We start from the raw sequence: 20,758 nt of genomic DNA, 5'->3' as shown, positions 1-20,758 counted from the left end.
ATCTCAAACTATTTTTTGCAGAAAATTAACCTTTTCGGATAAAGCTTTCGCGATAAGAGCATTAATCATAACAATGGGCACGACAATCATATTTAGCGCCAGTTATGCTTTAGCAAATGTGACATCAGCTTCCGCTAAAAAACCGGTTAATCTCCCTGAAACCAAGCAAACCCGTCTTGTTAGCGCAGGCGCTGGAGTCACTGAACTCATACTCGCCCTAGGCGCCGCGCCGCAATTAGTGGGGATAGATTCCACCAGCCAAATACCAGCAAAACTTGCCCCTTCAATGACTCAAGTGCAGCGGCTTGGCTACCACAGAATGTTGTCAGCCGAAGGCATTATTGGCCTTAATCCTAGCCATGTGATTGGCTCTGAGGTCATGGGTCCAGAAAGCAGTTTACACTTACTGACTCAAGCAAATATTCACGTCATCAAGCTCAATAGCGCCACCACTGAGCAGCAATTAATGGACAACATTGACAGCTTAAGTGAGATTGTTGGCAAGCCAAGCTCGGCCCTTGAGCTTAAGCGCACACTCAAACAGCAGCTCGCTCAAATCGCGGATAAGCGTAGCCAACTGACGAGTAAACCTAAGGTGCTGTTTTTATTACTTCAAGAAGGAAGGCCCGCCAGAGTGGGCGGTAAAGATACCGCAGCAGATCTTATTATTACCCTTGCTGGCGGCGCCAATGCAGCAGACTTTGATAGCTACAAAAGCGTCTCTGGGGAAGGCATATTAGCCCTTAATCCTGAGGTAATTTTATTGTCCCATCGCAGTGAGCAAAGCATGCAGGCGACAGCAGCGCTGTTTGATGAGGTCACTAAACAAATTCCTTTAGTTGCACACACCAAAGCGGGCCAGCAGCAGGCTTTTATTAACTTGAAACCTGAAGCCTTGATTGGCGGCTTGGGCTTATCCGCCATTGATGCAGCTGACACTTTAGTGCAGCAGTTTTTAGTGACTCAAGAGATAAAATAGCCCCATGCACACATCCCCCATGATGCGCTGGCTATGGCCAAGCTTGCTGATGCTAGTCACCTTAGCCAGCATATTGTCTATCAGCATAGGGCCGTTCACCATAGGCCTTGGCAACACCTTAAGCGCTGTAATTAATTGGCTAACGCAGACAGAGCTGCAAACTATCGCGGCCCATGAGCAACTGATCATCAATAACGTCAGATTGCCGCGCACCTTGCTGGCATTGTGCGTGGGCGGCATTTTGGCCCAGTGCGGCGCTGTGATGCAGGGGTTATTTCGCAATCCCTTGGCAGATCCAGGGATCATCGGCGTCTCTTCTGGCGCCGCCTTAGGGGCGGCTTTGTGTATCGTGTTGCTGCCACATTTAGCCGGATTTTGGGTGCCTATCTGCGCTTTTGCAGGCGGCATGGTCACTACCTTAGCGGTTTATCGCCTCGCCAGTAGTCCTAATGGCACCTCAGTGGTGTTATTACTGCTGTCCGGCGTTGCTATTGCAGCCCTTGCTGGGGCTGGCATTGGCGTACTGACCTATTTAGCCAACGATATGGCGTTAAGGGATTTAACCCTATGGCAGATGGGCGCGATTGCCGGCGCCCAATGGCACTATGTGCTGCTGTGCGCTGTCACATTAGGCTTTATTAGCTGGCAATTTAATCGTGATGGCAAAGCCCTTAACGCACTATTACTGGGAGAGGCCGAAGCCAGATACTTAGGCATAGAAGTGGATAAACTTAAAATTCGCTTAATTACCCTTTGCGCCCTTGGGGTTGGCGTCAGTGTGGCCGCGACTGGCATTATTGGCTTTATCGGCTTAGTCGTACCCCATCTAGTGCGTATGCTTATAGGCCCAGATCACACCCGCTTGTTGCCCATTAGCGCGGTACTCGGGGCGGCATTGTTGGTATTAGCAGATATCGGTGCACGGGCCATCAGTCCACCCGCTGAGGTCCCCGTGGGGTTAGTGACAGCGTTAATTGGCGCGCCATTTTTTATCTTCTTGTTGTTACAACAGAAAAATAAGCTGTAGGTTATCAATGCTGAACATTAACCAGGTTAACATCAATTTAGGCCGTAAACCTTTACTTAAAAACATCTCCTTGGACATTCGCTCAGGGGAAGTCACCGCATTACTTGGCCCTAACGGCGCAGGAAAATCCAGCCTGCTAAAAGCCCTATGCCAAAGCCTTAAGACTGAGTCAGGCGAGATAAGTTTTTATCAGCAGCCCCTTGGCCAATGGCCCAAAGCCGAGCTAGCAAGATGCCTAGCGGTATTGCCACAATCCTCCAGCTTAAGCTTTGGTTTTACGGTTGAAGAAGTGGTGGCGCTGGGCTTATATCCGCTGACAATAAGTCAGCAAGCAGGCAAGGCGTTAGTCGCATCACAGCTGGCACGGTTAGACTTAAGCCCCCTTGCAAACCAAGCTTACCCCAGTCTTTCTGGCGGCGAAAAACAGCGGGTCCATTTGGCGCGCGTGCTCACCCAATTGGCCCAAGCACCGCGAGCACCGCTGCTATTGTTGGATGAACCCACCTCGGCGCTCGATCTTGCTCAGCAACATAAAGTGTTAACCCTCGCTCGAGAACTCGCCCACTCACAAGGTTATGGCGTAATCGTGGTCTTGCACGACCTTAATCAAGCCGCCCGTTACGCCGATAACATAGTGGTCATAAATAATGGCGAAATCGTTAAACAAGGCAGCCCGCAACAGGTACTCACCAAAGATACCCTAAGCCAAGTGTGGCACTACGACGCCCAGTTTATTCACACTCAAGACAGCGCCATGCCATTGATTGTGTAATGCCTTAGTCAATGGCCAAGCTCAAGGAGTCAACGTATCCCAATAGGGCGGCGCGCCATAATACCCTTCAATAAAATCAATAAAGCACCTGATCTTATTGGGCAGAAGTTTTCTATGGGCATACACGGCATATAAGCCTAAGGGCTCGGGTTCACATTCAGGTAATATCTCGATGAGTTTGCCTTGGCGAATAGCTTCGCTGGCGATAAATGTCGGTTGCAAGACCAATCCCGCGCCAGCTATGGCGGCTTCAACTAGTACATCGCCGTTATTGCTTTCTAATTTGCTGTTATGCTGATTGTTTTTCCCCCTAAGCCAATGATAGCGACTAGCCTTACCTTCCATTTCTATGTAACTGTAATGCAGGTACTTATGATCTTTTAGATCTTCGGCACAAGTTGGCGTCCCGTGCTTGTGAAGGTAGTCAGCTGAGGCGCATAACACTACACGTATGGGGGCGATATGCTTAGCAATCAGTGATGAGCTTTTAAGCTGACCTATGCGCAGTGCGACATCGAAACCTTCTTCGACAATATCGACTTTACGATCATTGAGTTGTAAATCCACATTGACTAAAGGATGAGCTATTTGAAAATCGGTGACTAACCTTCCCAGGTGCTTCAAAGCGAAGGATACCGGTGCGCTGATCCTTAATGTGCCTTTAGGCTGTTGCTGTAACCCGCCCAACTGGGCATCCATTTCATCTATGCTTAATAATATCTGCTGTGCATGTTGAAAATACTCCGTGCCCGCTTCGGTGAGACTGACTTTACGTGTGGTGCGATTGAGTAAACGCACACCCAGGCGCACCTCTAACTGAGACACGTACTTACTCACCAATTGGGGGGATAACTGCAAGTGGCTCGCCCCATGACTAAAGCTACCTTCTGTCACCACTGAGACAAATGCTCGCATAGCATCAATTCTATCCATTATCGACTCCGTGCTTATGTATTCCCTCAACAATTATCAACATTTTGTTGTTAATTATTCAATATTATCGATATTACTCTTTCAATGTATTGATAGTAAAGTGTGTTTATCCCAGCAAAGCGGGGCACAATAATCTCAACATACCCTATAGAGGAATAGACAATGAAAACATCATTAATACGCAAGATACTGACATCCAAGGCGGGAACGGCAGCCTTAATATTAAGAGCCCCTATTGGCATCATTCTGGCGGCCCACGGCGGACAAAAGTTGTTTGCCTGGTTTGGTGGTTACGGCTTAGAGGGCACCGCCCAGTGGATGAGCAGCATAGGCATGACGCCGGGTTACCTAATGGCCATACTGGCTGGTAGTGCCGAGTTCTTTGGTGGTTTAGCATTACTCTTAGGCTTACTGACACGACCTGCCGCTGTGATTGCCGCCTTCACCATGTTAGTGGCTATCGTCTCAGTACACTTAAGCAATGGACTCTTTATGGCGAACAATGGCTATGAATACGCGTTAACCTTGTTTGTGGCCTTAGTTGCCCTAACGGTGCAAGGGGGTGGTCGCTTAAGCCTTGATAATCTTCTTGTCAAAAAGCTAGCAGTCTAAGCACTATTAAGCTGGGTATTGCTACCTTCAAGGCACAAGCCCTTGAAGGAATTACCATGTCAGACTTTCTGATTAAGCATTTGATTAATAATTTATTTTAGTCGAGATCGGAATGAATATGAAAAACCTCAACATAGCGTTTATTTCCCATGGTGGCGGCCCTATGCCGCTGCTCAATGACCCAAGCCATGCCGAGCTTGTGAACTACTTAACAGGGCTTGCCAGTAAACTCGATAAACCCAGCGCGATTTTGCTTATCAGCGCACATTGGGAAGCAGCGGTGGCCACCATCACCGCCAGCCCCACACCTCAGATGATCTACGACTATCGGGGGTTTCCAGCAGCAGCCTATGAATTGCAATACCCAAGCCCTGGCTCGCCAATACTGGCAAAGAAAGTACAGCAGGCCTTAAAAGATGCTGGTATTGCAGTAAAGCTAGATAGTCAGCGTGGCTATGATCATGGTCTATATGTGCCTTTGACCTTAATGTATCCAAAGGCGGATATTCCCACCATTCAATTGTCATTAATCAATGATCTAGATCCTGAGCAGCACCTAGCAATAGGGCGCGCATTGCAGGCATTGAATGTTGATAACCTCTTAGTCATAGGTTCTGGGTTTTCTTTCCATAATATGGGAGAGTTTTTTGCCCCTAATACCCAAGAGCGTCAGCTGAAAAACCAAGAATTCGAACATTGGCTGCAGCATACGCTGAGTGACAAACAGCTAAATGAAACCGATCGCCATGACCTGCTGCAACATTGGGCTCACGCGCCACATGCTCGTTATTGCCATCCGAGGGAAGAACACCTTTTACCGCTGCATATTTGCTATGGCCTGGCAGGCAGAGCCAGTGATGAGCATCAAAGTCTTACGATTATGAACAAGCACTCGAGTTCATTTGTCTGGTACAAAAGCGAGCAAAGTTAAAAAGTAAGTACTTAACCTTATTGAACTTATTGGTTAATGACCAAACTTTCCATTGTAGATGGCATAAGATAGCGCCAAGAAAAAACAAATACTTGCTGGTATGTATAAGGCTTTAAAATTAAGGATGCTATAAAAATAGGCCCCAAATGTACCACCTAGAACAAAGCCAGTAATGATTAGCAAAAATAACAATACTTTTCTTGTGTCCAATGGCTCTCCTCTCAATTTGGCACCAAGCATAATGCCCAAATCAGTAAATATGCCAGTCACATGGGTTGTTCTAACAACCGCGCCACTATAAGTGGTGACAAGGGCATTTTGTAATCCACAAGCCGCGGAGGCTAAATAATGACCATATAATGCATCTTTTGCTAAAAAATAAACCGAACCTAAAAGAAAAATACCTTCTAACGAAAGAAGACTGCTGTAATTTCGCCCTAATTTTAATGCGCCACTACGTAAAAAATAACCTGAGATTGCGGCTCCGACCAGAAAACTAAGGATAACTATGGCCAAATGAAAAACATCAATCAAGGTTGAATTGACAATACTGGCTCCAAGAAGTGTAGTTATCCCAGATAAGTGGGAAATGGATTGATGTTTGAATCCAAGTAACCCAATGGAATTAACAAAGCCTGCAACCAAGGCAAGCACAAATGAACCATATTCGACCCAACGAGGTAATTTTGAAATCATGATCCTTCCCTATGCTTGCGACACGCTATCATTAGGTAAATGTCATCCTAATCTTAAGTTTATTGATAGAACTATCTGTCAATGGCATGACTTGATTATCGACACCCGCCACGCCACGCCAAAAATAAATAATTAAATAAAATTCAGCCACTTACAACAATTCTTTATTCTTATTCATTCTACTCATATACATTAGGCTGATGTAACTCCATGAATGTACCCGGCGAGGTTAAGGCCCTAAAACCAAATTTTTCATAGAGTCCATGCGCATCCCGTGTTGCCAAAGCCATACGGCGTAAACCTTGTAATTGAGGGTGTTTTAATACTTCTTCCATCAACCATTTACTGAGCCCTAATCCTCTGTGATCTTCTAGCACAAACACATCGGCAAGATAAGCAAAGGTCGCTGAGTCCGTCACCATGCGAGCAAAAGCCACTTGTTCACCGGCATGGGTAAAAATGCCAAAGCATAGTGAGTTGTTAATGGCCTTTTCCATGGTTGCTATGGGGATATGCTTAGCCCAATAAGAACTGGATAAATAACTATGAATGGTGACTAAATCCATGTCTTCTACATTACAACTCACTCTATAATTTGATATCAATTTATCCACTCCCGAATAAGGAAAGCTTGTTAGCAACCAACAGATTAAACAGCCTAATGTAGGCTAGGTACTTTATTTTATTACTGATTTAACCAGGCTTTTACTGGGATAATCCATTCTGGTATCGGCCGAAAAAATGCACCATGGCCTTGGCCGGTACTGATGGTAATTTCGTTAAAGCTTGTCACCTGGGGGCTTTGAACGATTAAGAACTGGCAAGAACCGACACTGTCTGAGGTTTCAAACATAGAATAAATCCTGCCATATAATCTTAACTCGGCGCCGTCTTTAATGTCTCTGGGGCAAGCCGCTAACAGCCCAAATCGCACCTTGGGAGACTTAAGGTAGTGTGATGCCCTAATTGTGATCACGCCGCCACGAGAGAAACCCAGCAGGGTGATATTCTCAGGCTTGACGCCTTTTTCTATCAGTAAATTCACATCTCTAACTAATTTCTTGGCAAACGCCTTCACCTCGGTATTCTTCGGCCTGTGGTAGGCAATCAAGTTATAGCCATCATCGGCTAGCGCTTGTTTAATTTTGGGGAATTCATACTTGCCAAATAGCGGGCTAATGGGCGTAGGGTCATCGCCTTCAACAATAAAACCATGGGAATAAAACACGTATTTTTCGCTGGCATTAACCTTAACTGGAAATTGCTCATAGATGTTGCCCGCAAAGCTAACTGGCGAGAAAAATAAACACAGGACGAGTATATATTTGATAGTAACTCCCTTAACGGCTAAACCGTTTAAACGCGATTTTCTAAATTTAAGTGACTGCTAAATTTAAGTGCCAGCAAATTTAAGTGGATACTAAATTTAAGTGAATACTGGGGATTTATTACTGCTACTGAAGAAAGAGTTCTTCTGTTTTTGCTTCGCAATATTCAACTGGCTTAGGTCGATTTTCTCTGTCTATAACCCAGCACTCATCATAAATTGAGCAATAACACAGTTCGATCCCAATCATTTCATCTGCAATAAGAATATCCTTTACCTTGTCACCTTGATATACCAGAGGCTGTATCGTCTGTTGTGAAGACAGAATGCGATTACCGACATGAGACTGTATTACCTTGTCAAATACATCAATGTCAGACCAGGACTTAATAAATGTTGAATCATAATTTACTTTCGCGTAATTAATCATTGCGGGTCCTGTGCCACTATTAGTCACATTATAACCAAAGGTTTCAGCACCAAAATTTCTAGATATTTCAATCCGTGGCCAAACTGACGCTCTTGAATAAGCCCTATCCACATAGGCTGAATATATTGAAGTAAAAGCTGTAACTAACCCTATCAGTAACGCTGATAAGGCGACGATCATCTCTGGATTCTTGTACCACTTAGTGCTGTTCATTACTGCGCAATCCTTTAGTATTAAATTAACGTCCTCGCCAAATCTCAGCTAATTGTCCATGTAAACCAATTTCACTTGTAGTCCCTAAGAGCTATAAACACACAACCTAAACTAACCTACTGTATTTTATTAAAAAATAAAATTCCCCGGCAATATTTTTTTTAATTAACCAAATGAAAAATTTGCGATTAAAAAATACATTGAAACCAACTAAATCCCAGATAAAGCCTGTGGTTCTTGCTCAAGGTGACTTTATGTTCACAATGAGAACACAGAAAGCCCAAGTACATTATGAGATGACAATGAGGGCATTAAACCGATGGTTCGATGCCATTGCCGACGATTGTCGGTTTCATCGGCTTCATAGATTTATTGCCTAGAGTACACTCTGTTATCCAATCGGCCTTGTAACTGCCGCTAACTTAAGTAAATACCCTTACGCTTAGGTTTCAATAATCGATTCCACTGAGACTAAAATCAAGCCTGATGCTTGGCGTCGGGTGCTGTGATATCAGCATTCACTTGCTCATCAGGGTTGTTAGAAATACTCTTGAGCATGTCTCTATTTTGAGTGGTGGGCGGCGCGAATAAAATTTTAAGCCGGCCAGTTAAGCTCAAGTTGGCACTAAAGGCTTCTGCAAACATGTCGCGCCATTCGCTAAAGGTCACCTTAATGGGGTTAAAGCTGTTCACTGGCTTAGTAATGCCATATTCCACGGTTTCGACTTCTTTCTCATAGGTGCCAAATAGGCGATCCCAAACGATCAAAATACCGGCATAATTCTTATCTATGTACTGCGGATTGCGGCCATGGTGTACCCTGTGGTGTGAAGGCGTATTGATCACCCACTCCAATGGTCCTAAAGATTTAACGGCCTGAGTGTGAACGAAGAACTGTAGGCCAAGGTTTAACAGCACCACAAATATCACCCAATTAGGATCGAACCCTATTACGACTAATGGCAACCAAAATACCCACATGCCAGCTAAGGGGTACATTAAGGATTGCCTAAATGCTGTGCTGAAATTCATGTTTTCTGAGCTGTGGTGCACCACGTGGGCGGCCCACATCCAACGAATTCTGTGGCTGGCGCGGTGGAACCAGTAATAACAAAAATCTTGCGCTACCATCAGGATTAAAAACGCCTGCCAATTCATTTCGATATCGAACAAGCGCCAATCAAATAAGCTTAGATAAACACTGGCAATCAGTAAGCCTGTGAGCAGATCCGCACCTTGATGCATGCCGGCTAACACAAAGTTACAGGCGACTTCCGCTGGGCGATATTTCGCGCTATTAGGCAGCTTGTTACCTCTGTCGCCCCAGAGCCACTCAAATAAGATGCACACAAAAAACAGTGGCGCCAACGCCAGCAGCAGTAATTCAGGGTGTTCGACCAAGGCCGAGAAGCTAAAATCCATTATCTAAATCCGTGGTTGTTAATGGTGATTGTTTATTGTTCTTAGTTTAAGGCAGTGCTGTGACTCATGAGCATCATCTTTTCTACTGCCAATGGCCTGACTACCATTTGGCAAAGTGATCTTCAGTTAGCCCCAGATGATTGCTTAGGTGATACTTCACCCCATTGCCATCTATGATATCGCCACTGAAATAGCCAATATTTTGCCTGAAATTGCTCTTAAGAAAGCCTAAGTTTATTTTCTCTTTTCGGCAATTAAGCGCCCTAAAGGTGAGGTCGACCCTGCCATCTAAGGTGTTTATCTGCCAATAATCTGGGCTAAGTTGCCGATTGAAATCAAAGTTAGCAGGCCCAAGGAAATGACGCTCGCCATTGATCCACATGACGTTCTCATTATTGCCCGTTTCATTGACTCCAGCAGCCAAATTAAGCCCAAGCTTTCCTTGAGGCAGCTGCGCATTGATGCTGGCCCAGCGCCAGCTGGTTTCACGGCGCATAAAGCCTGCTGAAAAATCGTAACTGGCTAAGGCTAGATTGAGCGGCTGCGGCTCATCCTTGATAGTTAATTTGCCGTGAACAGATAAGGCATTGTGTTTTTGGGTGTATGTCCAACCACTGTAGCCTGTGGGCGAGCACAAGCTCATGGGTAGACTCAATGGCGGCGGCGTCAGGCTCAACTCAGCTTGTATATCGACAGAGTCTATTCTTAACTGCCACACCCCTTCATGCAGAGTGAATTCGATTCGATTCTTAGCAAACTTTATCTTAGTGGAGCCAAATTTAGGGGAAGCTGCCATCTTGTAGCCCATGGAAAAAGGCTTTAAGCACTTTATCTCGGTCAGCTGGTTTTTTTCGATGTCATAAAGATAGCAAAAACTGCTACCTACATAGCGAATACCCGCGATTGCGACGCCAATAATATACCTAGGAGTGATAATGTTAACAAACTGGAACTGTTTGTAATCAAGATGCTTTTTAATCCAAGATGCACGCTTATCCATTTCATCAAAATAGATAAATTGCTTAACCCCTAAGGACTCAGGAATACCGTCAAACTGACCATAATGAGCCTGTCCTTCGGCATTAATAAGGTTAGCAGGAGCGAGTTGAGGCAACAGGGGCTGCATATAGGGTCCAAGTTAAGATGTAACAAGTTGGCAATAACTTAAAGTATTAGCCCTAAATGTCAATGAACTTATTGTGCTTTCCGCCCCTAAATAGCAGAGACACTTAGGAAAAAATATGATGAAAAACATTGATTAACAATATATGAATATATAAGTTCATCCTTTAAGTTTCGCAGTACACCCACAGATGAAAAGTCGTTAACCTTGATGGTCAAAACTGGCAAGATGGTGAATTTCTGGTATTCTGATGCCACAATTTTTGACTCAGTAGAACTTATGAAATCAATCACTTCGCTATTTATTGCCCTATTCTTATTGTCTGGCTGCGCCAGTAAAGCCCCCACTCATATCTCCCTTAACCCCACATTACCGCAAGTGAGCCAACAAACGGACTCAGTAGTTTCACTGATGTTAAATACTGTGGATGCCCGTAAAGATGCCGCTGTGGTACGCTTTATTGAAGAAGGGAAAATCATCCGCGCAGTATCCTTAGGCGAACCCATTGCCAAACAACTGAACCAACTCTATCGCCAAGGAATGACGCAATCTGGCTATCAAATTGATCCTGCCGCAACCAATTCGCTGCAATTCCAAGTCGCTCATGTTCAAACGGATGTTATAGATACCACTTTTGGTTATGACACTAAGACCCGCATCAGCATCACAGCACTGGCTAAGAATGCCCACAAAACCTTGACTAAGAATTATAATGTTCGTGGCACAAACGAAGGTGCTTTTAGTCCAGACTTTGCCACCTTAGAGCTTGAGTTTAACAAGCTACTGGCTGAATTAAATCAGCAGATCTTGAACGATCCTGAACTGCATCAGTTTTTACAACAATAACTTAAAGGATTCAGCCATGTACAAATGGATAAGCCTAGCAGTCGCGTTAGTACTCAGCTTCAGCGCACAGGCCATAGATATTCAACCAGACACCTTGTACCCTAAAGTCGAATTTGATACCAGCATGGGCAAAATTGTGGTCGAGCTAGATCGCACCCGCGCACCGATCACCGTTGATAATTTCCTTACCTATGTGGTCAAAGGCAGCTACAACAATACCTTGTTCCATAGAGTCATTGCCGATTTCGTGGTGCAAGGTGGCGGGATCACGCCAAAATTAGTCGAAATACCCGTGGCTGATTTTATTGTGAACGAGTCAGGTAATGGTTTATCTAACTCCTTAGGCACTATCGCTATGGCTCGTGATAACGAACCTCATTCAGCCAATAGCCAGTTCTACTTCAATGTGGCTGACAACAAGAAACTGGATCCATCAAAACGCCGTTGGGGTTACGCCGTTTTCGGTGAGGTGGTTGAAGGCATACAAATACTGGAAGCCATGGCCTTAGTGGAAACCCAACACAATACTAAGCTCAATTGGCCCGATGTTCCCGTGACGCCAATTATATTGAACAGCGCCAAATTGCTTCCGCGCCAGTAAGGTTTTTTTACTTATTAACCGTTAACCCACTGATGTTTATGGCTCAGCTAGCCCGTTATCGCGCGGGTTAGCTGAAACATTTTGCAAGCAAAAAGTCTTCCCCTTAAGTTTGTACTCACAATGAAGCACACTCACTTTTACTTGCAAACCTCAATGCCACAAAAATATTAATGAGAATGGTTTAACTTTTGTTGCATGCCAGTTCAATCTCAGCTAAATTAATTGAGTGTTCAATTTATGAGCTGACAAAAGCAGCGTGTTGTTACTTATCTATCTGTTATTTAAAGGCTTATAAATTTTTCTTTCCTTAGCTGTTATATTGAGTATTTATACCGATGAGCAGCTATACTCAGTTGTAGACGCGCTCTTTTTACGCTTCGATCCCCTAACCCACTTGGGTTAGAGCCTTGTTTAGTCATGCTAATTAGCTTGTGACCACAAGAAGAGAAGTAAGCGTTAAGATGCGTCGTTTTGAGTTTTACAGACCTTTACTATTGTTGATCCTAAAACAATAACAACTATCAAGGATGTAGACATGATAACGCCAAACGATTTTATCGAAACCAAGGCCCCCCAACTGGCTTACTACGGTAAAGCTTTTCTAGACAACCAGTTAGACTATGAAGAGGTCAAACTCTATATGTGGGATGTACTAGAAGAGTGGCAATGCGTTAACTATGCACATCAATCACAATTCACTGAGCTCACAGCCATTCAAACGAATACCGAAACCGACACAGAAAAAGTCTTTTGGCATCTATTACATTGTTTCGATACTTGGTCAGAAATGATGATACGTGGCAATCAATACCTCAGACAGCAAGTCAACGAGTGTTGTGATTACATCAATTTAGGCGGTGAAATGCCGTTAAATTGTGTCGGAGTACGCCCTTAAATCAGCTTGTACTATTGACGATCCCCTAGGATATGACGCTTTAGCGGCTCATATCCTTTTTATTATCCAAGAATTGGATAATAAAGATAATAACCGCAACTTAAGCTGTTTCAAGGCTTGAACCATTTCGCCAGCCCCCTTAAGCTAAGGGCCTTGTTACCTTAGCGCATCAGTCCCCTTCCGATATGACTCAATTTATTAGTGCCTCCATCGATGCCCTGCGTGTTTATTATCATAAACGTGTGCTTATCTTACTGTTACTTGGCTTCTCCGCTGGCTTACCGCTCATGCTGGTCTTTTCAACCTTGAGCTTTTGGCTGCGAGAAGCAGGCGTCGATAGGGCTGCTATCGGCTATTTCAGCTGGATTGCCTTAGCCTATGCCTTCAAATGGGTCTGGTCCCCCTTAGTAGACAGAATGTCCTTGCCTTTGCTCACCCGCTGGCTAGGCAGGCGCCGCGCTTGGATGCTGTTGGCGCAAATATTACTGGTACTGGCGATTTTGGGCATGTCGGTTAGCGATCCCTTAGAAGATTTAGACAAGCTCGTTCTGTTCGCCTTGATGCTGGCTTTCGCCTCGGCCACTCAAGATATTGTCATCGACGCGTTTAGAATCGAGTCTGCCCCAGAGAAAATGCAAGCCGCACTCGCCGCCGCTTATCAAGTGGGCTATCGCAGTGCCATGATAGTTGCCACCGCAGGTGCGCTCACCATAGCCGCTTGGGTGCAACCTGGCGATGACAGCTACAACCTTGAAGCCTGGCAGACAGCCTACACCATTATGGCGGCCTTAATGGGGGTTGGTATACTCACCACTCTTTTCAGCCGAGAACCTGTGGTGGATACCAAGGAAGCCGATGCCACTGAAGATGCCATGAGGCAAAGCTTAAGCGAAAATTACCCCAAACCTGTCGCGGCGGCAATGTCATGGGTTTACACTGCTAGCGTACTGCCATTTTTGGACTTTTTTAAACGCTACGGCAAGAGCGCCATACTGATTTTATTGCTGATTTCATGTTATCGCATTTCAGATATTGTCATGGGGATCATGGCTAATGTGTTTTATGTAGACATGGGATTTAGCAAGGAAGAAATCGCCTTTATCAGTAAAGTTTATGGGTTAATCATGACCTTAGTGGGCGCGGCATTTGGCGGGGTACTATTAGCTCGCTATGGCACCATAAAAATTCTTTTCCTAGGTGCCTTACTGGTGGCGCTAACCAATTTATTGTTCGCCTGGCAAGCTGTGGTCGGTTATGACGTGACTTTGCTAACCTTAGTGATTTCCATCGATAACTTCAGCGCAGGTATCGCCACCGCGGCCTTTATTGCTTACCTTTCAAGCCTGACAAGCTCGGGCTATAGCGCCACCCAGTACGCACTGCTTTCATCGATTATGTTGCTATTCCCTAAATTTATTGCAGGATTTTCAGGGGAATATGTGGATGCTTTTGGCTATGTAAACTTCTTTATCGCCGCCAGTATCATAGGCTTGCCCGTGTTAATCTTGATCGCCTTGTTGCAGCGAAAGAATGGCCAAATTGCCGCACTTGCAGCCAAGGAAGCAAAAGCTGACGTTGAGTAGTTGAGTAGTTGAGTAGTTGAGTAGTTGAGTAAAGCATAAAAAGAGCAAACCTAGGTTTGCTCTTTTTTAAACGCCGACAAATGTTCCAGCCCACTTTTAAAGTGGTGAGTGGACTATCAATCTCTAAAGTTATTAAACTGAAATGGCTGACCCAGTTCAGATTCTTTAGCAAGGCGCATCACGGCTTGTAAATCATCACGTTTCTTGCCGGTAACTCGCACTGTATCACCTTGGATTGCAGCCTGAACTTTAAGCTTGCTGTCTTTAATTTGCTTGACTAACTTCTTCGCCACTAGACTATCTATGCCTTGCTTGAAGCTCACTTTCAAAGAAAAGGTCTTGCCGCTGTGAATGGCTTTATCATCCACTTCCATGGAAGAGGGATCCACATCGCGCTTACTCAGTTGAATACGCAGGATATCCACCAATTGACGACACTGAAAATCATCTTCTGCCTTAAGTGTCACAATGAATTCCTTGTGCTCTATCTCGGCTTCTTTGCCCCTGAAATCGAAACGACTACTTAGCTCTCTGCGAGAGTTCTCGACCGCGTTACGTAATTCTTCTTCGTTGACTTCAGAAACGATATCCATAGATGGCATAGCTGTTGCTCCTTCGATATTTTTGTTCAAGTTTACCATCGTCACGAAAAAGTGGCAGCCTACCTTAAGAATAAAACAATATTTATCGGTATTTAGGTGACATTAGCCGATGGTTTTTCTATGATTGGCGCACACTTTATCCCTAACAGGCTGTTTAGATAGTTGACGTTATGACGTATAAATTATTTTTCAAGCTGGCATTAGCTGCTGCCGTCATCGTCATCAGTTATTTGGTCTTCTCAAAACCCACTTATTCTCAGTCTTTTGCTCACATGGATAAGGTCGGCCATTTTGGCAGTTTCTTTTCATTGGCCATGCTGACTCACTTAGCCTTCAGGCCGCGCTGGTTCACTATGGTGGGGATTTTAGCCTGTTATGCCATCCTAATTGAGGTGGTACAGTCTCATTTGCCTTACCGCAGTGCCTCCATGGGCGATGTGGCGGCGGATCTTGCAGGGGTTGCCGCCTTCTTCCTTATCAGTTGGCTCAGACACAGATACAAGGCAAGCATCAATAGTAAAGCCGCTAAATCCAAAGGCGCGGACAACTAAGGATGACCCCCTCTGCCGAGGACGTTCTCCAAAACACAGCGAATATCGCCGTACTCGGTGTCGGCGCTGTCGGCCAGCTAATTTGCCATCAATTAACAGCAAAAGCGGCCAAGGTACTGTTATTAACCCGTGACGTCAGTGGCCCGCAAACTCTGACATGCCAGCCCCTTATGGACGCAAGTGCAACAAGCTGCGTGCCTGATAGTGTTACACATCAATACCCAAGCCTAATCACGACTAATCTCACGGCTGAACACCTAGCTCATATTCGCCTCTTGATTGTCACCACTAAGGCTTATCAGGTGGTGGCGTTACTCACGCCATTACTGGCAAAGCTCAGAGCCGATTGTCACATTCTATTACTGCATAATGGCATGGGGCCTCACTTAGCATTAAGTGTTCTGCTTGCTCAACATCCTGCAATGGGGTTGAGTTTAGGCACCACATCACAAGGGGCGATGCGGCTATCACAATGGCAGATTAAGCATACAGGAACAGGGTTAACTCAGCTTGGACATGGCTTTGGCGCCGTTATTAACGACAATTATCGCGCCTTGCTGTTGGATGCCATTCCCGATAGCCATTGGCAAGATGACATTATCACTAGTCTATGGCAAAAGCTTGCCATCAATTGTGCCATCAATCCACTTACCGCCATCCATCAATGCCAAAATGGCGCGCTAGCTGCACCTCAACATCAAGACACCATAAGCCAGTTATTACTCGAGCTCATTCCTGTGGCTAAGGCCCAAGGGGTTAAGCTTGAGTTGGATAATCTGCTTGAAAAGGTTAATCAGGTTATTCATCTCACGGCGCAAAACTACTCTTCCATGTACCAAGACATTACTCATCATAGGCCTACGGAAATAGCACAAATCAATGGCTACGTGAGCCAATGTGCCCAAGAGTATGGCCTGAAAACGCCTTTGCACCACGCTATACTTGCCAGCATCAAATCACTTGAAGCTCAGGATTAAACGCTAAACTCTTTAAGCACTTAACTCTTCAAGTGCTAATAGGGCCTGCTCAGCCTTAGCACTTGGAACAAAAATATGATCGTGATAATAGGCGGCAATCACATTGGCGCTGATGCCTTTTGAAGTCAATTTAGTGGCAACAGCAGCCGTTAACCCCACCGCATCTAAGCTCGAATGCACGGTTAAGGTTATCCGTTTAAAACACTGCTCGAATGCTAAACCTGCTCCGCTAGCTGCAGATTTTGTGAGCACTAAGGTCAAACCTTCTTCCTCACTAAATGTTGCCAAGGGGGCCAAATGCACATAGGCTTCGAGCGTGCCATTCATGCTACAAAACACAAACTCATCCTGGCTAAGCTCAGGTTTCATCGAGGCCAATAATTGGGCTAATTCAGTAATACCACTCATGCTATTCCCCTAATACCTGTAACATTAATTAGCAATCACATTAAATAACAATCAAAGCATCTCACGCTTTTCAATTCAAACAAAAAATATCACAGCGCTTCAATATTTTAACTAACCTTAACTAAGTTCATATTCTTAAGGCTTAGTCATGTCTGAAAGTTTCTTGCTCAACCTTTGGATCTTGCTCTGCGCTTGCTTGGTATTGATTATGCAGGCAGGCTTTACCTGTTTCGAAAGCGGCAATGTACGCAACAAAAACAGTGTGAATGTTGCCCTTAAAAATGTCTCTGATTTTTGTGTCTGCGCAGTCTGCTATTGGGCCTTTGGCTATGCGCTCATGTACGGTAATTCTATCGACGGGATAGTAGGAGCTAATGGTTTCTTCTACTCCACTACAACCAACTCTCATGAAACCAGCTTTTTTCTATTTCAATTAATGTTTTGCTGTACATCAGCCACCATCATCTCAGGGGCCGTGGCCGAACGCATGCGCTTTACCGGTTATATCTTAGTCACCTTGTTAGCCGCTTCGCTTATCTACCCCCTCTTTGGCCACTGGGCCTGGGGAGGGCGAATTCTTGGCAGTGAAACTAGTACGCCGGGATGGTTAGAGCAATTAGGTTTCATCGATTTTGCTGGCGCCACTGTGGTGCATTCGGTCGGTGGTTGGATGGCGTTAGCGTGCGTCCTCATTATTGGTCCCCGCCTTGGACGATTTAATAACAAACACGGAGTTAATCAGATTTTTGGGGATAATTTACCCCTGACAGCCTTAGGCACTTTCTTGTTATTTCTCGGTTGGTTCGGTTTTAACGGTGGCAGTTACGGCAAAATTGATGACATGCTTTCCAGTGTATTTGTCAATACTGCCCTCGGGGGCACCTTCGGTGGTTTTGTGGTGCTGCTAATCTGTATTTGGCAACAGTCCTTATTGAGCATACGCTTTGTACTTAATGGCGTCTTGGCGGGTTTAGTTGCCATCACAGCCAGCGCCAACAGCATCAGCTCCATTGATGCCGCGACCATAGGGGGGATCTCGGGCGCCCTCAGTTTTTTCGCAACCATATTGCTAGAAAAATGCAAAATCGATGATGTCGTCAGTGTAGTGCCAGTGCATCTCATCGGGGGTATTTGGGGCACATTAGCCCTAGCTATCTTTGCCGATGGCCAATACTTTATTGCTGGTAACAGTCGTGTCGATCAATTTTTAATTCAGCTATTGGGCGTGGTGACCTGCGGGATATTTGCCTTTGGGTTACCTTATATGTTAATTCGATTATTAAACCGCGTTTATCCTTTAAGAGTCTCACCGCGAGTGGAAATACTCGGGCTAAATTTTGGCGAATTTGGCTTAAAAAGTGAAACCTTTAACTTTCTCAAACAAATGCGGAAAAATAAAAACAGTCACAAAAATAAGCAAGCTGTTTCGGTAGACTTTTTTTCCGATATAGGCCTGATTGAAGCCGAGTACAATGCCTTTTTAGAGGTCATCAATTTGCAACAAAGGCAGGCTGACATCAATAGCCATAGATTGTCTCGACTGGCGAAAACGGATCATTTGACACGTTTAAATAACCGCTTAGGATTCGATGAATGTTACGACAGTGAATGGCTCAGAATGCGGCGGGAGAAAAAGCCCTTTAGCTTGTTACTCATAGATATAGATCATTTCAAATTGTATAACGATCATTATGGCCACCCTAGAGGCGATCAATGCCTGCAACAAGTCGCATTAGTTCTAGCCTCAACCGCAAAGCGGCCAGCAGATTGCTGCGCTAGGGTCGGCGGCGAAGAATTTGCCATATTGCTGCCCGATACTGACAGCGAGGCAGGAGAAAAAATCGCCAATGACATTAATATTCGCCTTAAAGCACTGGAAATTCCTCATCTCAGTTCGCCCATCATGCCTTATGTCACCGTCAGTATCGGTATCGCCACTTTAACGCCAGAACGCTACGATAGTCTTGATCAGGCTTATCTCTACCAGTGCGCCGATGATGCTTTGTACAGCGCCAAGCAAGCGGGGCGAAATGGCGTTAAAGCAGTCATCATAGATGAAGCCCATGAGCAGACTAAAAAGTAAATACCCTCTATCTTAGCGCTTATGCATTTGGAGTAATTTTTTATTAGCAAACCAAAGAGTTAAATATTCAATGCATTCTACTAACTTGGCTGGGACAAAATGTCGCGCTGGATATAAGGCATAGAGCGTGAGCTTAGGTTTTTTTGCATCGGCTAATACTTCAACCACTTGGCCGCTGTCGATTGCCTGCTGACAGACAAAATCAGGAATAAAGCCGAGTCCAAGGCCCTTCTTAATCGACTCCATCATAAATAGGGTGCTATTCACCTGTAAATTGCCTTTCACTGCCACCCCATCTTCAATTGGCCAGATATTTTTTCCATGAAAATAGCTGTATACAAAACAGTTATGCGCTTGCAGATCTTCAGGTGAATCAATACTAGGGTGCTGTTTTAGGTAGTCAGGAGAGGCACAAACTCGATAGGTAAAAGCCGTTAGCGCTCTGCCCACATAATTAGAATCTATGGGGGTACTCGAGGCGCGAAAACCAAGATCAAACCCTTGCTCTACCAGATCAATGCTTTCATCCCCTAAGTGAATGTCGAGTTCTATCTCTGGGTGGGCCTGCATGAAATCGGCAAATAGGCTAGACAAGTCGGTAATGCCCAGGGCCATAGGGGCATTTATTTTAAGCTTTCCCCGTAAATTCAACTGCTGATCTTGGGCAAAGCTCTCGGCGTCAGCAAGTTTTGCCAGTATCTCTCTAGCACGCACTAAGTAACCTTCCCCCACAGGGGTTAATTGCACATTTCGGGTAGAACGATGCAATAAACGGGCGCCTAAGTCGGCCTCTAATCGGCTGATTTCCTTACTTACCATGGATTTAGAGCTATTGGTTTGCTCGGCGACGCGAGTAAAACTGCCTAAATCGGCTAAGCGGACAAAGAGTTGCATCCCACGTAGTTTATCCACCTCTATCTCCTCTTAAGAACCTATAAACAATGGTGGCCAATATGATTTGCCAATGCTTGGCATTTTGTGTTTTTCAACCCACACATTGTTTCCTAAATGGAAACACGACTTATTAATAAGCACTATATATGGAAACAAATATTAAGACTAACATTCTCTTATCGCACTAAGCACAGCTTAAATGCCGATTAACCTCACACTATTTTACCCTGTTGGAGAATGCCATGTACCAGCTCTACTATTTAAAAGACGCCTGCTCACTTGCCACCCATGTTGTTTTACTGGAATTGGGGCAAGAGATAAGCATTATAAACAAGCAAGAAAGTGAAGATTTTAATTCGCTTAACCCCACTGGGACTGTGCCTGTATTAGTCCATGACGCTAAGGTGATGACTGAAGGGGCAGCCATCATGCTGCATATTCTCAATACCCATAAAAGCCCGCTATTCCCTGAAGAGAAACATGCTCGTTTGCAGGCAGTACAAGACATAATGTTTGCCAATGCAACCATGCATCCAGCCTACTCTAAGCTGTTCTTTATCGCCCAGCACATCAGAGACCCAAAAGCCAAATTGATGGCGTTTACTGCCGCAGCCAATAGCATTAATCAATTATGGGCCGTGGTGGAACAGCAATTAGCAGACAAGCCTTTTCTAGGGGGAGATGCACCGTCAGCTGCGGATATTATGCTAAGTGTTTATTCCCGCTGGAGTGGCTCATTTCCCATCGATATCCTGTTTGGTGAGCGAACCCGCAGCATGCTAAGTGCCGTGCAAGCTATGCCAAGCTTTCAAACCGCCATCAAAGCCCAAGCAGCCTAAGCAGCCTAAGCTTT

At 44.9% G+C, this 20,758-nt stretch carries 23 protein-coding genes; 13 read left to right on the top strand and 10 right to left on the bottom strand.

What is annotated here, in order from left to right; genetic code table 11:
* Positions 1-118: 118 nt before the first annotated feature.
* From SDEN_RS04070 to SDEN_RS04060, 3 genes are read left to right on the top strand one after another with little or no spacing between them, the layout of a single operon-like run.
* The gene (locus SDEN_RS04070; protein ID WP_232279925.1) at positions 119-979 is read left to right on the top strand and encodes a heme/hemin ABC transporter substrate-binding protein; all 861 of its coding nucleotides are present in this window, start codon (positions 119-121) and stop codon (positions 977-979) included.
* 4 nt (positions 980-983) lie between these two features.
* Complete coding sequence (locus SDEN_RS04065) at positions 984-2,006, top strand: FecCD family ABC transporter permease (RefSeq protein WP_011495240.1); 1,023 nt, start codon at positions 984-986, stop codon at positions 2,004-2,006.
* Positions 2,007-2,013: 7 nt separating this feature from the next.
* A complete protein-coding gene (locus SDEN_RS04060; RefSeq protein ID WP_011495239.1) occupies positions 2,014-2,778 on the top strand; it encodes a heme ABC transporter ATP-binding protein in 765 nt (254 codons plus the stop codon).
* Positions 2,779-2,799: 21 nt separating this feature from the next.
* On the opposite strand, the gene SDEN_RS04055 is transcribed toward SDEN_RS04060, so the two are convergent.
* Complete coding sequence (locus tag SDEN_RS04055) at positions 2,800-3,711, bottom strand: LysR family transcriptional regulator (RefSeq protein WP_011495238.1); 912 nt, start codon at positions 3,709-3,711, stop codon at positions 2,800-2,802.
* A gap of 162 nt (positions 3,712-3,873) precedes the next feature.
* Between SDEN_RS04055 and SDEN_RS04050 the strand changes: the two genes are divergently transcribed.
* Both SDEN_RS04050 and SDEN_RS04045 read left to right on the top strand, forming a co-directional pair.
* Positions 3,874-4,323, top strand: coding sequence for a DoxX family protein (locus SDEN_RS04050; RefSeq protein ID WP_011495237.1), 450 nt, complete (start codon positions 3,874-3,876; stop codon positions 4,321-4,323).
* 112 nt (positions 4,324-4,435) lie between these two features.
* Positions 4,436-5,254: a DODA-type extradiol aromatic ring-opening family dioxygenase gene (locus SDEN_RS04045; protein WP_011495236.1), complete on the top strand. Its 819-nt coding sequence runs from the start codon at positions 4,436-4,438 to the stop codon at positions 5,252-5,254.
* Between the two features lie 33 nt (positions 5,255-5,287).
* On the opposite strand, the gene SDEN_RS04040 is transcribed toward SDEN_RS04045, so the two are convergent.
* From SDEN_RS04040 to SDEN_RS04015, 6 genes are all read right to left on the bottom strand, one after another.
* Positions 5,288-5,950 carry a YoaK family protein gene (locus SDEN_RS04040; RefSeq protein WP_011495235.1) on the bottom strand — a complete coding sequence of 221 codons (663 nt, stop codon included), beginning with the start codon at positions 5,948-5,950 and terminating at the stop codon, positions 5,288-5,290.
* 179 nt (positions 5,951-6,129) lie between these two features.
* Positions 6,130-6,516 (bottom strand): GNAT family N-acetyltransferase, encoded by a 387-nt coding sequence (locus tag SDEN_RS04035; RefSeq protein ID WP_157599825.1) that lies wholly within the window; start codon positions 6,514-6,516, stop codon positions 6,130-6,132.
* Positions 6,517-6,635: 119 nt separating this feature from the next.
* Positions 6,636-7,178 (bottom strand): alpha/beta hydrolase, encoded by a 543-nt coding sequence (locus SDEN_RS04030; protein WP_011495233.1) that lies wholly within the window; start codon positions 7,176-7,178, stop codon positions 6,636-6,638.
* 226 nt (positions 7,179-7,404) lie between these two features.
* Positions 7,405-7,920, bottom strand: coding sequence for a hypothetical protein (locus SDEN_RS04025; protein WP_011495232.1), 516 nt, complete (start codon positions 7,918-7,920; stop codon positions 7,405-7,407).
* Positions 7,921-8,397: 477 nt separating this feature from the next.
* Positions 8,398-9,342, bottom strand: coding sequence for a sterol desaturase family protein (locus SDEN_RS04020; RefSeq protein WP_011495231.1), 945 nt, complete (start codon positions 9,340-9,342; stop codon positions 8,398-8,400).
* A gap of 100 nt (positions 9,343-9,442) precedes the next feature.
* Positions 9,443-10,468, bottom strand: coding sequence for a DUF2804 domain-containing protein (locus SDEN_RS04015; protein ID WP_011495230.1), 1,026 nt, complete (start codon positions 10,466-10,468; stop codon positions 9,443-9,445).
* A 276-nt stretch (positions 10,469-10,744) separates the two neighbouring features.
* Between SDEN_RS04015 and SDEN_RS04010 the strand changes: the two genes are divergently transcribed.
* The 4 genes from SDEN_RS04010 to SDEN_RS03995 all read left to right on the top strand — a co-directional run bounded on the left by SDEN_RS04010 (position 10,745) and on the right by SDEN_RS03995 (position 14,390).
* Positions 10,745-11,311, top strand: coding sequence for a YajG family lipoprotein (locus tag SDEN_RS04010; RefSeq protein WP_041406035.1), 567 nt, complete (start codon positions 10,745-10,747; stop codon positions 11,309-11,311).
* A gap of 16 nt (positions 11,312-11,327) precedes the next feature.
* A complete protein-coding gene (locus SDEN_RS04005) occupies positions 11,328-11,912 on the top strand; it encodes a peptidylprolyl isomerase (protein WP_011495228.1) in 585 nt (194 codons plus the stop codon).
* Positions 11,913-12,450: 538 nt separating this feature from the next.
* The gene (locus SDEN_RS04000) at positions 12,451-12,807 is read left to right on the top strand and encodes an oxidase UstYa family protein (protein WP_041406034.1); all 357 of its coding nucleotides are present in this window, start codon (positions 12,451-12,453) and stop codon (positions 12,805-12,807) included.
* Positions 12,808-12,992: 185 nt separating this feature from the next.
* Positions 12,993-14,390, top strand: a complete 1,398-nt coding sequence (locus SDEN_RS03995) for an AmpG family muropeptide MFS transporter (protein ID WP_011495226.1) — start codon at positions 12,993-12,995, stop codon at positions 14,388-14,390.
* A gap of 116 nt (positions 14,391-14,506) precedes the next feature.
* Here SDEN_RS03995 and SDEN_RS03990 read toward each other — a convergent pair whose 3' ends face one another.
* Positions 14,507-14,992: a YajQ family cyclic di-GMP-binding protein gene (locus SDEN_RS03990; RefSeq protein WP_011495225.1), complete on the bottom strand. Its 486-nt coding sequence runs from the start codon at positions 14,990-14,992 to the stop codon at positions 14,507-14,509.
* Between the two features lie 170 nt (positions 14,993-15,162).
* On the opposite strand from SDEN_RS03990, the gene SDEN_RS03985 reads away from it, so the two are divergent.
* The gene (locus SDEN_RS03985; protein ID WP_011495224.1) at positions 15,163-15,543 is read left to right on the top strand and encodes a VanZ family protein; all 381 of its coding nucleotides are present in this window, start codon (positions 15,163-15,165) and stop codon (positions 15,541-15,543) included.
* Positions 15,544-15,545: 2 nt separating this feature from the next.
* Positions 15,546-16,520, top strand: coding sequence for a ketopantoate reductase family protein (locus SDEN_RS03980; RefSeq protein WP_011495223.1), 975 nt, complete (start codon positions 15,546-15,548; stop codon positions 16,518-16,520).
* A 12-nt stretch (positions 16,521-16,532) separates the two neighbouring features.
* On the opposite strand, the gene SDEN_RS03975 is transcribed toward SDEN_RS03980, so the two are convergent.
* A complete protein-coding gene (locus tag SDEN_RS03975; protein ID WP_011495222.1) occupies positions 16,533-16,928 on the bottom strand; it encodes an ACT domain-containing protein in 396 nt (131 codons plus the stop codon).
* Between the two features lie 148 nt (positions 16,929-17,076).
* Here SDEN_RS03975 and amt point away from each other — a divergent pair, with 148 nt between their 5' ends.
* Complete coding sequence (gene amt, locus SDEN_RS03970; protein WP_011495221.1) at positions 17,077-19,011, top strand: ammonium transporter; 1,935 nt, start codon at positions 17,077-17,079, stop codon at positions 19,009-19,011.
* A 12-nt stretch (positions 19,012-19,023) separates the two neighbouring features.
* Here amt and SDEN_RS03965 read toward each other — a convergent pair whose 3' ends face one another.
* Entirely contained in the window at positions 19,024-19,923 is a 900-nt protein-coding gene (locus SDEN_RS03965; RefSeq protein ID WP_011495220.1) for a LysR family transcriptional regulator, read from the bottom strand.
* 224 nt (positions 19,924-20,147) lie between these two features.
* Here SDEN_RS03965 and SDEN_RS03960 point away from each other — a divergent pair, with 224 nt between their 5' ends.
* The gene (locus SDEN_RS03960) at positions 20,148-20,744 is read left to right on the top strand and encodes a glutathione S-transferase family protein (protein ID WP_011495219.1); all 597 of its coding nucleotides are present in this window, start codon (positions 20,148-20,150) and stop codon (positions 20,742-20,744) included.
* Positions 20,745-20,758 lie beyond the last annotated feature (14 nt).

It is taken from the genome of Shewanella denitrificans OS217 (genome assembly GCF_000013765.1).
Lineage (GTDB): Bacteria > Pseudomonadota > Gammaproteobacteria > Enterobacterales > Shewanellaceae > Shewanella > Shewanella denitrificans.
The sequence above is the reverse complement of the archived record's forward strand: the minus strand, read 5'-3'. Positions and strand labels throughout refer to the sequence as shown.

Bases quoted from the DNA above. Each gene is read 5' to 3' on its own strand.
- SDEN_RS04065 (WP_011495240.1), top strand. From the start codon at position 984: ATGCACACATCCCCCATGATGCGCTGGCTATGGCCAAGCTTGCTGATG.
- SDEN_RS04060 (WP_011495239.1), top strand. From the start codon at position 2,014: ATGCTGAACATTAACCAGGTTAACATCAATTTAGGCCGTAAACCTTTA.
- SDEN_RS04055 (WP_011495238.1), bottom strand. From the start codon at position 3,711: ATGGATAGAATTGATGCTATGCGAGCATTTGTCTCAGTGGTGACAGAA.
- SDEN_RS04050 (WP_011495237.1), top strand. From the start codon at position 3,874: ATGAAAACATCATTAATACGCAAGATACTGACATCCAAGGCGGGAACG.
- SDEN_RS04045 (WP_011495236.1), top strand. From the start codon at position 4,436: ATGAATATGAAAAACCTCAACATAGCGTTTATTTCCCATGGTGGCGGC.
- SDEN_RS04040 (WP_011495235.1), bottom strand. From the start codon at position 5,950: ATGATTTCAAAATTACCTCGTTGGGTCGAATATGGTTCATTTGTGCTT.
- SDEN_RS04035 (WP_157599825.1), bottom strand. From the start codon at position 6,516: ATGGATTTAGTCACCATTCATAGTTATTTATCCAGTTCTTATTGGGCT.
- SDEN_RS04025 (WP_011495232.1), bottom strand. From the start codon at position 7,920: ATGAACAGCACTAAGTGGTACAAGAATCCAGAGATGATCGTCGCCTTA.
- SDEN_RS04020 (WP_011495231.1), bottom strand. From the start codon at position 9,342: ATGGATTTTAGCTTCTCGGCCTTGGTCGAACACCCTGAATTACTGCTG.
- SDEN_RS04015 (WP_011495230.1), bottom strand. From the start codon at position 10,468: ATGCAGCCCCTGTTGCCTCAACTCGCTCCTGCTAACCTTATTAATGCC.
- SDEN_RS04010 (WP_041406035.1), top strand. From the start codon at position 10,745: ATGAAATCAATCACTTCGCTATTTATTGCCCTATTCTTATTGTCTGGC.
- SDEN_RS04005 (WP_011495228.1), top strand. From the start codon at position 11,328: ATGTACAAATGGATAAGCCTAGCAGTCGCGTTAGTACTCAGCTTCAGC.
- SDEN_RS03995 (WP_011495226.1), top strand. From the start codon at position 12,993: ATGACTCAATTTATTAGTGCCTCCATCGATGCCCTGCGTGTTTATTAT.
- SDEN_RS03990 (WP_011495225.1), bottom strand. From the start codon at position 14,992: ATGCCATCTATGGATATCGTTTCTGAAGTCAACGAAGAAGAATTACGT.
- SDEN_RS03985 (WP_011495224.1), top strand. From the start codon at position 15,163: ATGACGTATAAATTATTTTTCAAGCTGGCATTAGCTGCTGCCGTCATC.
- SDEN_RS03980 (WP_011495223.1), top strand. From the start codon at position 15,546: ATGACCCCCTCTGCCGAGGACGTTCTCCAAAACACAGCGAATATCGCC.
- SDEN_RS03975 (WP_011495222.1), bottom strand. From the start codon at position 16,928: ATGAGTGGTATTACTGAATTAGCCCAATTATTGGCCTCGATGAAACCT.
- amt (WP_011495221.1), top strand. From the start codon at position 17,077: ATGTCTGAAAGTTTCTTGCTCAACCTTTGGATCTTGCTCTGCGCTTGC.
- SDEN_RS03960 (WP_011495219.1), top strand. From the start codon at position 20,148: ATGTACCAGCTCTACTATTTAAAAGACGCCTGCTCACTTGCCACCCAT.